This window comes from Noviherbaspirillum sp., assembly GCF_035654295.1.
Lineage (GTDB): Bacteria > Pseudomonadota > Gammaproteobacteria > Burkholderiales > Burkholderiaceae_D > Noviherbaspirillum.
Genome location: NZ_DASRXF010000014.1, coordinates 18,905 through 33,355, shown reverse-complemented (window position 1 = coordinate 33,355; position 14,451 = coordinate 18,905). Strand labels below are relative to the sequence as shown.

Below are 14,451 nucleotides of genomic sequence, written 5' to 3'. Positions count from 1 at the left end.
CGGACGGCGTGCGCGGACCGGGCGCTCATCTCCGGTACTCCCCCTATGTCCGGCCGACGGTGCTCGGCGGAGTCAAATCGGTGGTGGTGAACGAGGCCTTGCGGGATATCGAGCCGCTGGCCTATCACTTTGTCCTGAACTTTGCGAAGGACAATGACTTGCAGATCGTCGACGCCTGCCTGCTGCCCGAGCCGGCCGAAAAAAAGGCCTGATAGCCCAGGCGGCCCGCCTCACGGTTTTTCCAGCAACGCTTCCCGCTAGGGCAACTCGCCGTAGAACGCATCCACCAGCCGCGCACCAAGCCGCCGCGCCAGGCATTCGCCGCCCTGCTGCATGGTGGCATGATGGTTGCGCGCAAAAATCCCGCTGGTGAGCGGGGCAAGCGCATTCATCCACATGCGTGTCGTACGCACCCGCCATTCGTAACGAACCGTCGTGATGCCGCCGTCGTGGGAAAAGGTCCAACGACCTGTACCGGCAAGGTCGCCGTCGACTTCCGCTGCGAGGACGCGCGGCGTCTCGATCTGCGTGGTGCGCGCCACGAAAGACAGCCGGTAAGGGAGCCGGCCCTTCCATACATAGCGCCGCAGGGCGCCGATCCCGTCCGCATCCCCTTCCGCGAGGTGTTCAACCTGCTCCGCGCCCGGCCACCACGCGGGCCACTGCAAGGAGTCGAATACGGCGTCGAACACCGGCCGGTGCGGGGCCGCGAAGCGCCAGAGCGTAAGTAGCCGGTATTCCATGATTTGCCACTGTGGATGGTCTTGAATTGCACTATAGACCGCGTTCCGGCCTGCGTTTTGAACTGCATCGACCCCGGCTTCCGGGCCGGCCTGTTGATGCATAACCACAACCCGGCCGCGGCATGCCGGACGGGGGCGCGGAACAAGTGTTCACTCTTTCCCGGAGGTAATAAATGCGCTACCCTATGCAGCATTCGCACGATCCCCTTGGCAAAGGCCCGTCATCTTGCCGAGCGACTTGTTTCACAGGAAGTACATACCGGAGCACTCATGCCGCGAAGTCGCTTGCCCCTGAACCTTTCCGCCGCCGCCGTCGTCGCGCTGGTGCTGGGGCTTGTCTGCACGACCGCGGTGTTTCTCGGCCTGCGCCGGCTGGAGCATGACAAGGTCGACCTCGATTTCCAGCAGCGCGCCAATGTCCGCACCGTCACGCTTCAGCAGCAGCTGACCCAGACGGTCCAGCTCCTGAAGATCCTCAACCAGTTCTTCGCGACCGTCGAGCCGGTCAGCCGCGAGCAGTTCCGCATCTTTACCGAGCCGCTGCTGCAGCGGCACCCTTACGTACAGGCTTTCAACTTCCACCGCTTCGTGGCCGACGGCGAGCGTGATGCCTACGTCGCGGACATGCAGACCCGATTCCCGGGCTTTGCAATGACGCGCATGAAGGACGGCGGAACTGTTCCGGCCGAGCCCCGCGAGCGGCACCTGGTGGTCGATTACATCGAGCCGATGCGCGGCAACGAAGCGGCGTTCGGCCTCGATGTGTCGCACAACGGCCCGCTGCTGGCCGCGCTCGACCGCGCCATCGAGACCGGGCAGGAATCCTCGACCGGCCTCATCACGCTGGCGCAGGGCGGCGGCAAGTTGCGCGGCTTCCTCGTGCTCATGCCGGTGTATCGCCACGGCGTGCCGCTCGATACCGTCGAGGCAAGGCGCAAGGCCACCATCGGCGACACCGCCGCCGTGTTCAATGCCGCCGATCTCATCGACAAGATCCTTCGCGCCAACGGGCTGCTCGAGGACACCGGCGTCGGCGTCAGCGTGTATGCAGCGGCCACGCTGGACGAAAGCTTCCTCGCCTACCGCACGGGGCCCAAACCCTTCCAGTCGGACGCGCAATCCTGGCTTCCCGGCTGGCTCTTCTACGACCGTCCCGCCGAGATCGTGCACAATTTCGACATCGCCGGGCGCACGTGGCGCGTGGTGATATCGGCGGAGCAGCGCCTGTTCACCGCACAGCACGATGGCTCGCTGAACGTGCTGATCGGCGGCGTGCTGTTCAGCATCCTGCTGGGGGCATTTGCACACGTGCTGGCGTCGCGCTCGCGCCGCATCCACAAGCTGGTCGCTCAGCGCACCGCCGAGCTGCGCCAGGCCAACGAACTCCTGGTCGAGGATATCGCCGCCCGCAAGCGTGCCGAGGAAGGGCTGCAACTGCGCCAGCGCGCCATCGATGCCAGCGCGAATGCCATCATCATCACCAGCGCACTGCCGCCGAAGTACCCGATCGAATACGTGAACCCGGCCTTCGAACGCATCACCGGCTACACCGCGAACGATGTGCTCGGCCGCAGCTGCAGCCTGCTGTGGGCAGACGACCGCGACCAGCCGGAGATCCAGGAAATCCTGGCGGCCGCCCGCGAAAGGCGGGAAACCCATGCCATCCTGCGCAATTACGGCAAGAACGGCCGCATGTTCTGGAGCGATATCTACCTGGCGCCGGTGCGCGACGAATCCGATGAGGTGAACCACTTCGTCGTTGCGCTGTACGACATCACGGCGACCAAGCGTTACCAGGCCGAGCTGGAGTTCCAGGCCAACCGAGATACCCTCACCGGCCTGGCCAACCGCAGCCTGTTGCTGGACCGCCTGCGGCAGGCGAGCGCCTATGCGGAGCGCTATGGGCATCCGGTGTGGGTGCTGTTTCTCAACCTGGACCGCTTCAAGTTCGTCAACGATACGCTCGGCCATCGCGCCGGCGACCAGTTGCTCAACATCGTCGCGCAGCGCCTGCGCGACGCGGTGCGCGACTCGGACACCATCGCGCGGCTGAGCGCCGACGAGTTCGTGCTTCTCCTGCCCGAGCGCACCGAAGACAACCTGTCCCCGGTGGTCGTCCAGCGCATCATGGAAGCCATCGCGCAGCCCATCGTGATCGAGGGCTACGAATTCGTGATGGGCTGCTGCATCGGCATCGCCGTCTGCCCGGGCGACGGTTCGGATGCCGATACGCTGATCAAGCACGCCGGTATCGCGATGTATCGTGCCAAGGAAACCGGCCGCAACAATTTCCAGTTCTATACGCCGGCCATGAACGAGCGCGCGATGGAGAGGCTGCGCCTCGAAGGCGACTTGCGCAACGCGCTGGAGCGGGAAGAATTCGTGCTGCACTACCAGCCGCAGGCCGACCTCAGCACCGGCGGCATTCTCGGCGTCGAAGCGCTGATCCGCTGGCGGCACCCGGTGCTCGGCGCGGTGTCGCCCGCCCGCTTTATCGGGCTGGCGGAGGAGATGGGCCTCATCGTCCCGATCGGCAATTGGGTACTGCGCACCGCCTGCCGCCAAAGCATGGAATGGCTGCGCGCCGGCTTCGGGCCGGTGCGGGTGGCGGTGAACCTCTCGCCGCGCCAGTTCTACCAGCAGGACCTGGTCTCGACCATCAAGGACATCCTCGACGAAACCGGCCTCGCACCGCGCCTGCTCGAACTGGAGCTGACCGAAAGCATGATGATGAACGACATCGAGCACGCGGTCGGCATCCTGCACAACCTGAAGGCGATCGGCGTGCACCTGTCGATCGACGATTTCGGCACCGGCTATTCCAGCCTGGCTTACCTGCGGCGCTTCCCGATCGACCTGCTCAAGATCGACCAGTCTTTCGTGCGCGACCTGACCGTCGATCCCGACGATGCCGCCATCGTGGCATCCATCATTTCGCTGGCGCACAGCCTGCGTCTGAAGGTGATTGCGGAAGGCGTCGAAACCGAGGCGCAGCTGACCTACCTCCAGCGCCACGGCTGCGACTACATGCAGGGCTATTTCTTCAGCCGGCCGATGCCGGCCGAAGATTGCGAGGAACTGCTGCGCAACCGTCGCCGCGTGCCATTGCTGCATGCCGCGGCGGCACAGCGGGCAGCGCCTCCCGACGCCGCTGTCGGCACCTGAGGCAGTGCCGGCGCCATAACGCCATAATGCCGTTGCGCCGGGATGCAGGGAACGCACCGGCGGGCAGCAGATCAAACCGCTCAACGACCGGGAGCAAAGCATGGGCCAAACCAGGACAGAGCGCGATACCTTCGGGCCGATTGCCGTGCCCGCAGACCGCCTGTGGGGCGCGCAGACGCAACGCTCGCGCGAATTTTTCAGCATCTCGACGGAAACCATGCCGCGCGAACTCATCCTCGCGCTGGCGACGGTCAAGCGCGCCTGTGCCGTGGTCAACCGCGACCTCGGCCGGCTCGACGCGGCGAAGGCCGACGCCATCATCCGCGCTGCCGATGACGTAATTGAGGGCCGTCTCCCGGACGAGTTCCCCCTGTCCGTGTGGCAAACCGGTTCCGGCACCCAGAGCAACATGAACATGAACGAGGTGCTGGCCAACCGCGCCTCGGAGTTGCTTGGCGGACCGCGCGGGGAAGGGCGCCTCGTGCACCCGAACGACGATGTCAACCTCGGCCAGTCGTCCAACGATATTTTCCCCACGGCGATGCATGTCGCCGCCGCCGATGCCGTGGCCAACAGCCTGCTTCCCGCCCTGCATGCGATGCGCGCGACGCTGGGCCACAAGGCGGGCGCCTTCGCCGACATCGTGAAGATCGGCCGCACCCACCTGCAGGATGCGACGCCCCTCACGCTCGGGCAGGAATTCTCCGGCTATGTCGCACAGATCGATCATGCGCGTTCCGCGATTGAAGCGATGCTGCCGTCGCTGTGCGAGCTGGCCGTCGGCGGCACCGCTGTGGGCACCGGCCTGAATACGCATCCGGCCTTCGGCGAGCGGGTCAGCGTCGAGCTGGAGAACCGCATGGGCCTGCCCTTCCGGAGCGCCGCGAACAAGTTCGCCGCGCTCGCCTCGCATGACGCCATGGTCGCGATGCACGGCGGGCTCAAGACGCTGGCCGCCGCGCTCACAAAGATCGCCAACGATATCCGCTGGCTGGCCTCCGGCCCGCGTTCCGGCCTCGGCGAGATCGTCATTCCCGAGAACGAGCCCGGCAGCTCCATCATGCCGGGCAAGGTCAATCCGACACAGTGCGAGGCGCTGACCATGTTGTGCTGCCAGGTGTTCGGCAACGATGTCGCGATCAACTTCGGCGGCGCATCGGGCAATTTCGAGCTGAACGTCTTCAAGCCGCTCATCGTGCACAACTTCCTGCAAAGCGTGCGCCTGCTGGCCGACGGCATGCGCAGCTTCGACGCCCATTGCGTGCAGGGCATCGATGCCAACCGTGACCGCATCGCCGAGCTGATGGAACGTTCGCTCATGCTGGTGACGGCGCTGGCGCCGCATATCGGCTATGACCGCGCCGCGCAGATCGCCAAGCGCGCGCATCGCGAAGGCAGCACGCTCAAGCAGGCTGCGCTGGCGCTCGGATTTGTGTCTGAAGCGGATTTCGACCGCTGGGTGCGGCCGGAAGACATGACAAAACCATCAGAGTGACGGCGCCGCAAACTGTGAATTCCGGTTCAAACAACACCGGCGACTTTCAGTAAGGAAGCCGTAATCTTCCTCTCCCATCATCGAACGATCCGGGCCCATGCCCGGGCGCGCGCCTTTGGCGTCGTGAAAGAACATTGGGGAGTCCGACATGCTGCGCTACCTGTTGCTACCGGCCGCCGCGCTCGCGGTGAGCGCGCTGATCGCTTCATTCGTAGGGCTCGCCGGCCTTGCGCTCCATCCCTTCTTCATCGCGCTTGCGGCCTGCGCGGCCGGCATGGCGATCGCCGCGCGCCTCGGCAAGCGCTCCGGCGGTGACGCTGGAAGCTTTGCGCAGAAAGTCGGCGAGGAGATCGACCACCTGATGATTGGCGCCGCCGAGACGTCCTACTTTGTCGACGTCATCAAGAAAAAAGTCGACACCGACCTGCAGACCACCGAAGAGATCGCCGGCGGCACGCAGCAGACCGCGCAGGCCACCGAGCAGATCGCCGCCAACGCCGAACGGGCATCGAAGGTGGCTGCCGATGTGCGCGCCGAGAGTGTGGCGGGGCGCGCCGAAGTGGATCAGGGCCTGCGCCAGATCGGCGATGCGCGCGAAGATGCGCAGCGCGCCTCCGGCATGATGGGCGCGCTGCAGGACAAGGCGCGCCGCATCCACGGCATCACCGAAACGATCGATGAAATCGCCGCCCGCACCAACCTTCTCGCGCTCAATGCGGCGATCGAAGCCGCGCGCGCCGGCGAGCACGGCCGCGGTTTTGCGGTGGTCGCCGGCGAGGTGCGCCAGCTCGCGCAGCGCACCACGGCCGCCACCCGCGATATCGGCGTCATGGTGCGCGAGATCAATGAAGAAGCCGAGCGGGCCGCGGCCGGTATGGGCGCGCTCACCGGCAAGGTGATGGACGCGGCGCAGAACGTGGAAAAGGTGCACGGCTATCTCGGCAATATCGAGCGCCTGTCCGGCACTTCGCAGGCGGAAATCGAAGAGATCGCGGCCGCGTCGCGCGAGCATGTCGGCACCACCCGCCGCATCGCCGAAGGCATCCTGCAGATCCGCGACGGCATGCTGGCGACGGAAGCGGAATTGCCGCTCGCATCGAAATCGGCGATGGTGCTGACGGAGCGCGCGGAAGGGCTGTTCGATGCGGCCAGCGCATGCCGCGTGCAAACCGCGCATGACGACATCCGCCGGGTGGCGCAGCAGGCGGCCGCCGAGATCGGCAAGCTGTTCGAGCAGGCGATTGCCGGCGGCCAGATCACGGAAGCGGCACTGTTCGACCGCAACTACACGCCGATCCCCAACACCAATCCGCAAAAGCACCGCACCGCCTTCGACGCCTTCACCGACCGCGTGCTGCCCGCGATCCAGGAACCGATCCTGCAAAAGATGCCGCACATCGCCTATGCCGGCGCGGTGGACAACAACGGCTACTTCCCCACCCATAACCGCAAGTTCTCGCAGCCCCTGACCGGCGACTACGACACCGACCTCGTCAACAATCGCACCAAGCGCATCTTCAACGACCGCACCGGCGCGCGCTGCGGATCGAACACCAAACCCTTCCTGCTGCAGACCTACAAGCGCGATACCGGCGAAGTGATGCACGACCTGTCGGTGCCGATCCTCGTCAATGGCCGGCACTGGGGCGGCTTCCGCATGGGCTACCGCTCCGGCAGCGCGGCGCAGTCCGTCCGCTAATCCTTCACCGACTGCATCACCTGTTCCCGGAACCAGCGGTTGGCCGGATCGTTGTCCACGTTCGAATGCCAATAGAGGAAGACATCGAAGGCCGGCACGTCGAGCGGGAAGGGCAGGACCTGGTTGCCGAACTGCTCGTTGGCGATGCGCGCGTAGCGCCCTGGCATGGTGAGGATCATGTCCGTCTCGCTGACCACGCGGCAGGCGGCGAAGTAGTGCTGGCAGCGCAGCCGGATACGCCGCTCCATGCCGAACCGGCTCAGCTCGAAATCCTCCAGCCCCGGCCCGCGGCGGCGCGAGCTGGCGAGGATGTGGTCCTGCTTCAGGTAAGTGTCGATGTCGATCGCGCCGTCGATGGCGGGATGCCCCTTGCGCGCCACCACCACCGTCGAGTCCTGGTAGATGCGCGTATGCATGATGTCGCTGGGCAGCGGGAGGAGGACGTCGATCGCCACATCCAGCGTGCCGTTGGCCATCTCGCTCTGCAGCTCGCGCCGCTCGACCTGGCTGGCCGCCACGTCCACCAGCGGCGCCGCCTTGCTCACCTGCAGCATCAGGGGCGGAAGGATGGTTGCTTCCAGCACATCGCGCAACGCGATGTTGAAGCGCTTCTCAGTGGTGGCCGGGTCGAAGGCGTGCACGCCATTGAGCGTCACTTCCAGGCTGCGCAGCGAACGGCGGATCGGATCGATGATGCTTCGCGCCAGCGGCGTGGACACCATTGCATGCCCTTGCCGCACGAACAGCGGATCGTCGAACATCTGCCGCAGCCGCCCCAGCGCATGGCTGATCGCCGGCTGGGTCAGGTTCAGCTTCTGGCTTGCCCGCGTCACGCTCCCTTCCGTGTAGATTGCCTCGAAGACAGTAAAGAGGTTCAGGTCGACGCGGGAAATATGCATGGAATTTATCGAATCTGATAATAACTATTCATTTGATCGATTCTAACCCTGGCGATATGCTTTCCACAACCCGCAATTCATCGACAGGCATTCGCAATGGGACAAATCTATCTGGTCAGGCATGGACAAGCATCGTTCGGCAGCGCGAACTATGACCAGTTGTCCGAGCTTGGCCTGGAGCAGGCGCGCCTGCTCGGCGAATGGTTTGCCAATTCCCGCCAGCGCTTCCATCGCGTCGTGACTGGCAGCCTGAAGCGTCACCGCCAGACGGCCGACGCCTGCATCGGCCAGTTGCCCAAGGCGTACTGCGTCGATACCGACTGGTCCACCGATCCCGGCTTCGACGAATACAACCATCACGAAGTGCTGGTGCGCCACCGTCCCGATTTCGAAGACCCGGAAGAGGTGAAGCGCTTCCTCGCTTCCCATCCGAAAGCCAAGTACGCCTTCCAGGACATCTTCCAGGCAGCGATGTCGCGCTGGATGAGCGGCCAGTACGACAGCGACTACCGCGAGCCCTGGCCCGCCTTCCGCCAGCGCTGCGTCGATGCGTTGCAGCGGCTGGTGGATAGCGCCGACAAGTCGCAGAACATCATCGTGTTCACCTCCGGCGGCACCATCTCCACCATCTGCCAGCATGTGCTCGGCCTGTCCGACCGCCAGGTGGCGGAGCTGAACTGGACGCTGGTGAACTGCGCGATGACCAAGCTTTTCTACCAGCCGGGCCGCGTCACGCTCAGCTACCTGAACAACTACGCCCACCTTGAATGGCTGGGACAACCCGAATCCATCACTTACCGCTAACGCTATGACAACCAACGCAAACCTGTTCGACCTCTCCGGCAAGATCGCCCTCGTCACCGGCGCCAGCCGCGGCATCGGCGAATCGATCGCCAAGACCCTTGCCGCCTACGGCGCCCATGTCATCGTCTCCAGTCGCAAGGTGGAGGGCTGCGAATCGGTAGTCGCCGCCATCCGTGAAGCCGGCGGTTCCGCCGAAGCGATCGCCTGCCACATCGGCGAAATGGCGCAGATCGAAGCGCTGTTTTCCGCAATCGAGAAAAAGCACGGGCGCCTCGATGTGCTGGTCAACAATGCCGCGACCAATCCCTACTTCGGCCATATCCTCGATACCGACCTGTCGTCGTTCCAGAAGACGGTCGATGTCAACATCCGCGGCTATTTCTTTGCCTCGGTGACGGGTGCCAAGCTGATGAAGCAGAGCGGCGGCGGCAGCATCATCAACGTCGCTTCCGTCAACGGCGTCATCCCGGGCGACATGCAAGGCATCTATTCGATCACCAAGGCCGCAGTCATCTCGATGACCCAGGCGTTTGCCAAGGAATGCGCGCAGTTCGGCGTGCGCGTGAACGCGCTGCTGCCGGGCCCCACCGACACCAAGTTCGCCGCCGCGCTGGTGCAGAACCCAGCCGTGCTCGACAAGATGATGCCGCACGTGCCGATGCGCCGCGTTGCCCAGCCGGACGAGATGTCGGGCGCCGTCCTGTATCTCGCCTCCAACGCGGCGAGCTACACCACCGGCACCTGCATCAACGTCGACGGCGGCTACCTGCTGGGATAAGACCGCGATGGACGCGCCCAATCCCGCATTTGCCGACACCCTGCGCCGCGCTGTTCTCGCGATGCCGATGGCGCAGTCGGTCGGGCTGCGATTCGCCCGCATCGCAGCGGGTGAAGTCGACGTCGAAATCCCGTACCGCGACGAACTGAGTTTCCGCCCCGGCCAGATGCAGGCCACCGCCATCTTCGCCGCCGCCGACTTCGCCGCCGTCGCGGCGGCAGGCACGCTGCTGCCGCCGGGCTGGATCAACGCCAGCATCGATTGCACGCTCAAGATCGTCGGGCCGGCCAATGGTGAAAAGCTGCTGGCAAAGGGGCGCGTGGTCAACGCCGGCAAGCTCATCACCGTCAGCGCGGCGGAAGTGTATTCCGTGCGCGACGGGCAGCAGACGCTGTGCGCCACCGCGCTCGCCACCGCACGCAACATCGAACCGAAACACTAACGCACTCAACCACGTCACCACGGAGCGACAGATGGACTTCCAGTACAGCGACAAAGTCAAACAACTTCAACAACGCCTCATTGCGTTCATGGACGAACACGTCTATCCGAACGAGGAGACTTTCTACCAGGAAGTCGAGGCCAATCGCGCGAAAGGCAATGCCTGGATCCCGACGAAGATCATGGAGGAGCTGAAGGACAAGGCCAAGGCCGCGGGGCTGTGGAACCTGTTCCTGCCCGAATCGAAGAACGGCGCCGGCCTGACCAACCTCGAATACGCGCCGCTGTGCGAAATCATGGGCCGCGCATTGTGGTCCGCCGAAGTGTTCAACTGCTCCGCGCCGGACACCGGCAACATGGAAACGCTGGAACGCTATGCGAGCGAAGAACTGAAAGAGCAGTGGCTCAAGCCGCTGCTGGCCGGCGAGATCCGCTCCTGCTTTGCGATGACCGAACCCGCGGTCGCGTCGTCGGACGCAACGAACATCGAAAGCCGCATCGAGCGCGACGGCGACCATTACGTGATCAACGGCCGCAAGTGGTGGTCCTCCGGCGCCAACGATCCGCGCTGCAAGGTCTTCATCTTCATGGGCAAGACCGATCCGAACGCCGAGACCCACAAGCAGCAGTCGATGATCGTGGTGCCGCGCGACACCCCCGGCATCACCATCCTGCGCCACCTGCCGGTGCTGGGCTTCGACGACGCGCCGCACGGCCACGGCGAAGTGCTGTTCGAGAACGTGCGCGTGCCGGCCAAGAATATCCTGCTGGGCGAGGGCCACGGTTTCGAGATCGCGCAAGGCCGCCTTGGGCCCGGCCGCATCCACCACTGCATGCGCCTGATCGGCCTGGCCGAACGCGCGCTCGAAAAGATGTGCCAGCGCACGCTCAAACGCGTTGCCTTCGGCAAGCCGGTAGCGGAACAGACCGTGACGCTGGAACGCATCGCCGAAGCGCGCATCCTGATCGACCAGGCACGCTTCCTGGTGCTCAACGCCGCGGACATGATGGACCGCGTCGGCAACAAGGCGGCGCTCAAGGAAATCGGCATGATCAAGGTGGCCGCGCCGAACATGGCTTGCCAGGTGATCGACTGGGCCATCCAGGCGCACGGCGGTGGCGGCATGGCCGACCCCGTGCTGGCGCACGGCTACGCCAGCGCGCGCTCGCTGCGCATTGCCGACGGCCCGGATGAAGTGCACCGCAACCAGATCGGCAAGCTGGAACTGAGGAAGTACAAGTAATGAGCAAGCAAGGGTTTGCAGGCAAGTCTGTCCTCGTGACCGGCGCGGCGGGCGGCATCGGCCGCGCCGCGGCGCTCGCGTTCGCCGCTGCCGGGGCGCGTGTCGCCGTGGTCGACGTCGATGCGAAGGGCGGCGAAGATACGGTGGCGATGATCGCGCAGCCGGGCGGCGAAGCCTTCTTCGTCAAGACCGACGTGTCGCAGTCGGCACAGGTAGAGGCGATGGTGGCCGCCGTCGTGGAACGCTGGGGGCGGCTGGACTGCGCCTTCAACAATGCCGGCATCGAGATCGAGCACCTGCCGCTGGCCGATTCCGACGAAGCGACCTTCGATCGGGTTATCGGCGTCAACGTCAAGGGCGTGTGGCTGTGCATGAAGCACGAGATCCGGCAGATGCTGAAGCAGGGCGGCGGCACGATCGTCAATACCGCATCGGTTGCCGGCCTGGTCGGCGCGCCGCTCATGCCGCTCTATGCCGCCAGCAAGCACGCCGTGGTCGGCCTGACCAAGACCGCCGCCGCCGAGTACGGCAAGGCCGGCATCCGCGTCAATTCGGTGTGCCCGGGCATCATCCGCACGCCGATGCTGGAGCGTGCCTTGGAGCGCGAGCCGCGCCGCGAAAAGAGCATCCTGAAGGCGCATCCGATCGGACGCCTGGGCGAGGCGGAGGAGATCGCGAACGCGGCCGTCTGGCTGTGCTCCGATGCCGCCTCCTTCGTGACCGGCCACCAATTGGCGGTGGATGGCGGGCTGACGGCGATTTGAGCATTCCGGTGATATCACCCATGCCGCCCCGGCGCTGGATAAACTCCGGTGTCCGGGGCGGTGTCGTTTTACGCTGAAAGGAGTGGAGCAGGCATGAAGCGCAGTCGCGATTTTCCCTGGATCAAATCCTATCCCCCGGGCATCCACTGGGATGCCGAGCTGCAGACCATGCCGGTGCAGCAGCTGCTCGACGACGCGGCGGAAAAATGGCCGGACAACCCAGCCCTCGATTTCATGGGCCGCCGCTTCACCTATCAGGAGCTGAAGGCATTGGTCGACCGCGCCGCGAAGGGTTTCCAGCAGCTCGGTGTCAAGCCCGGCGTCCATGTCGGCCTGTACCTGCCCAATACGCCGCACTACGTCATCGGCTTCTTCGGCGTGCTCAAGGCCGGCGGCACGGTAGTCAACTATTCGCCGCTGGATGCGGAACGGGTGCTGGAGCACAAGGTGGAAGACAGCGAGACCGATATCATCGTCACGCTCGACCTCGCCCTGCTGTATCCGCCGATGGCGCGCCTGCTCGGCTGCACCCGGCTGAAAACGCTGGTGGTCGGCAGCCTTGGCGAGATGAGCGGCAATCCCGGCGCCGTGCACGCCCACATGCTGGCGAACGACCAGCTGGCCACTGTATCCGAAGACGAACGGCACATCCGTTTTTCGCAGCTGCTCGACAACGACGGCATGTACCAGCCGCAGCCGTTGGAAAAGCTGGAAGACGCGCTCGCCGTGCTGCAGTACACCGGCGGCACGACCGGCCTGCCCAAGGGCGCGATGCTCACGCATGCGAACCTGAGCACCGCGGTCAGCCAGCTGCGTGCCGTCACCGGCGGCGAGAACCGCGTGTTGGACGAGGGCAGGGAACGCGTGCTCGCCGTGCTGCCGCTGTTCCACATCTATGCGCTGACGGTGAACATGCTGTTCGGCGTCGGCATGGGCGCGGAACTGGTGCTGCACACGAGGTTCGACACCGAGACCGTCGTGAGAGACCTCGCGGCAAAGAAGATCACCGTCTTTCCCGGCGTGCCGACCATGTACACCGCCATCATCAATTATCCCGGCATCGAGAACCACGACCTCGCCTCGCTCAAGTTCTGCGGCTCCGGCGGCGCGCCTCTGCCTGTCGAGGTGAACCAGCGCTTCCAGCATCTCACCGGCTGCTGCCTCGTGGAAGGCTGGGGCATGACCGAGACTTCGCCCACCGGCACCTTCACACCGGTGTACGGCATGCAGAAGGTCGGCTCCTGCGGCATGCCCACGGTGGGCGTGACGCTCAAGTTCGTGCGCGTCGACGACCCCGCCGTCGAAGTCGCGCCGGGCGAGCGCGGCGAGATGTGCATCAAGGGACCGAACGTGATGAAGGGCTACTGGAAGAATCCGCAAGCAACCGCGGCATCGATGACGAAGGATGGATTCTTCCGCACCGGCGACGTCGCATGGATGGACGAGGACGGCTTCGTGTACATCGTCGACCGCACCAAGGACATGATCCTGTGCGGCGGATTCAATGTCTACCCGCGCATTATCGAGGAAGCGATCTATGAACATCCCGCCGTTGCCGAAGTGACGGTCATCGGCGTGCGCGACGCCTACCGTGGCGAGTCGCCGAAAGCTTTCATCGTGCTCAAGCCCGGCGCGCCCCGGATCACGCTCGAAGAACTGAAGACCTTCCTCAAGCGCCGCCTCGGCAAGCACGAGATGGTGCAGGCCATGGAGATCCGCGATCAGCTGCCTCGCACGCCGGTCGGCAAGCTCTCCAAGAAAGAGTTGATCGACGAGGAAGAGCGAAAGCGAAACATTGCGTAACAAATTGCCAAGAACCTTCGCCCGGTGGAGAACATCGAACCTTCGAGCGCATTTCTGTTGCACGCAGGAATGCGTCCCCCGTATGTGACAGCTCGAATGGAGCAGATATGAATACGAAAAAATGTCGCAGCGCGGTGGTTTTCGCTCTGGCCATGTGCATGGGCGCACCCACTTGGGCACAGGCTTCTTCCAAGGGCGAGACACAACCCACCGCAAGTTCAAGCAAGAAACCGCAACTGGATCGTTCCGGCAAACCGCGCAAAGGCAAGGCGTCCTATTACGGGAAGAAATTCCACGGCCGCAAGATGGCAGACGGCACCCCGATGGATCCCAACTCCAACATCGCCGCCAGCAGGACGCTTCCGCTCGGGACCAAGGCCATCGTCACCAATCTCGAAAACGGCAAGAGCGAAGTGGTCGAGATCCGTGACCGTGGACCGTATGTCGATGGCCGTATCGTGGACCTGACGCCAAAGACCGCCGAGAAGCTCGACATGCTCGAAGACGGCGTGGCGACGGTGGAGGTCCGGCCGATTGAATTGCCGGGAGATTCCAGGAGCGTTGCGCAGAGTTCGGGGGAGTGATGTGATGCGCGTGGTGGGTTTCGCTTCGCTCT

Annotated in this window: 13 protein-coding genes; 11 read left to right on the top strand and 2 right to left on the bottom strand. The window is 64.5% G+C overall.

Features of this window, described 5'->3' with window-relative positions; genetic code table 11:
* Positions 1-212, top strand: a 212-nt coding sequence (locus VFF99_RS01375) for a DUF3579 domain-containing protein (protein ID WP_325014261.1), incomplete at its 5' end; no start/stop codon positions are given.
* 45 nt (positions 213-257) lie between these two features.
* On the opposite strand, the gene VFF99_RS01370 is transcribed toward VFF99_RS01375, so the two are convergent.
* The gene (locus VFF99_RS01370; RefSeq protein WP_325014258.1) at positions 258-743 is read right to left on the bottom strand and encodes an SRPBCC family protein; all 486 of its coding nucleotides are present in this window, start codon (positions 741-743) and stop codon (positions 258-260) included.
* Positions 744-1,013: 270 nt separating this feature from the next.
* Between VFF99_RS01370 and VFF99_RS01365 the strand changes: the two genes are divergently transcribed.
* From VFF99_RS01365 to VFF99_RS01355, 3 genes are all read left to right on the top strand, one after another.
* The gene (locus tag VFF99_RS01365) at positions 1,014-3,908 is read left to right on the top strand and encodes a bifunctional diguanylate cyclase/phosphodiesterase (RefSeq protein WP_325014257.1); all 2,895 of its coding nucleotides are present in this window, start codon (positions 1,014-1,016) and stop codon (positions 3,906-3,908) included.
* Between the two features lie 100 nt (positions 3,909-4,008).
* Positions 4,009-5,403: a class II fumarate hydratase gene (gene fumC / locus VFF99_RS01360; RefSeq protein WP_325014256.1), complete on the top strand. Its 1,395-nt coding sequence runs from the start codon at positions 4,009-4,011 to the stop codon at positions 5,401-5,403.
* A gap of 148 nt (positions 5,404-5,551) precedes the next feature.
* Complete coding sequence (locus VFF99_RS01355; protein ID WP_325014255.1) at positions 5,552-7,102, top strand: methyl-accepting chemotaxis protein; 1,551 nt, start codon at positions 5,552-5,554, stop codon at positions 7,100-7,102.
* Here the strand turns inward: VFF99_RS01355 and VFF99_RS01350 are convergent.
* Positions 7,099-8,001 carry a LysR family transcriptional regulator gene (locus VFF99_RS01350; RefSeq protein WP_325014254.1) on the bottom strand — a complete coding sequence of 301 codons (903 nt, stop codon included), beginning with the start codon at positions 7,999-8,001 and terminating at the stop codon, positions 7,099-7,101. The genes VFF99_RS01355 and VFF99_RS01350 overlap by 4 nt on opposite strands.
* A gap of 96 nt (positions 8,002-8,097) precedes the next feature.
* On the opposite strand from VFF99_RS01350, the gene VFF99_RS01345 reads away from it, so the two are divergent.
* From VFF99_RS01345 to VFF99_RS01315, 7 genes are all read left to right on the top strand, one after another.
* Positions 8,098-8,805 carry a histidine phosphatase family protein gene (locus VFF99_RS01345; protein WP_325014253.1) on the top strand — a complete coding sequence of 236 codons (708 nt, stop codon included), beginning with the start codon at positions 8,098-8,100 and terminating at the stop codon, positions 8,803-8,805.
* Between the two features lie 4 nt (positions 8,806-8,809).
* Complete coding sequence (locus VFF99_RS01340; RefSeq protein ID WP_325014252.1) at positions 8,810-9,583, top strand: SDR family oxidoreductase; 774 nt, start codon at positions 8,810-8,812, stop codon at positions 9,581-9,583.
* A gap of 7 nt (positions 9,584-9,590) precedes the next feature.
* Positions 9,591-10,025, top strand: a complete 435-nt coding sequence (locus VFF99_RS01335; RefSeq protein ID WP_325014251.1) for a hotdog fold thioesterase — start codon at positions 9,591-9,593, stop codon at positions 10,023-10,025.
* A gap of 31 nt (positions 10,026-10,056) precedes the next feature.
* Positions 10,057-11,268 carry an acyl-CoA dehydrogenase family protein gene (locus tag VFF99_RS01330; protein WP_325014250.1) on the top strand — a complete coding sequence of 404 codons (1,212 nt, stop codon included), beginning with the start codon at positions 10,057-10,059 and terminating at the stop codon, positions 11,266-11,268.
* A complete protein-coding gene (locus VFF99_RS01325) occupies positions 11,268-12,032 on the top strand; it encodes an SDR family oxidoreductase (RefSeq protein ID WP_325014249.1) in 765 nt (254 codons plus the stop codon). Before VFF99_RS01330 ends, VFF99_RS01325 begins: the two co-directional genes overlap by 1 nt.
* A gap of 93 nt (positions 12,033-12,125) precedes the next feature.
* Positions 12,126-13,835, top strand: a complete 1,710-nt coding sequence (locus VFF99_RS01320; protein WP_325014248.1) for a long-chain fatty acid--CoA ligase — start codon at positions 12,126-12,128, stop codon at positions 13,833-13,835.
* A 158-nt stretch (positions 13,836-13,993) separates the two neighbouring features.
* Positions 13,994-14,419: a septal ring lytic transglycosylase RlpA family protein gene (locus tag VFF99_RS01315; protein WP_325014247.1), complete on the top strand. Its 426-nt coding sequence runs from the start codon at positions 13,994-13,996 to the stop codon at positions 14,417-14,419.
* Positions 14,420-14,451 lie beyond the last annotated feature (32 nt).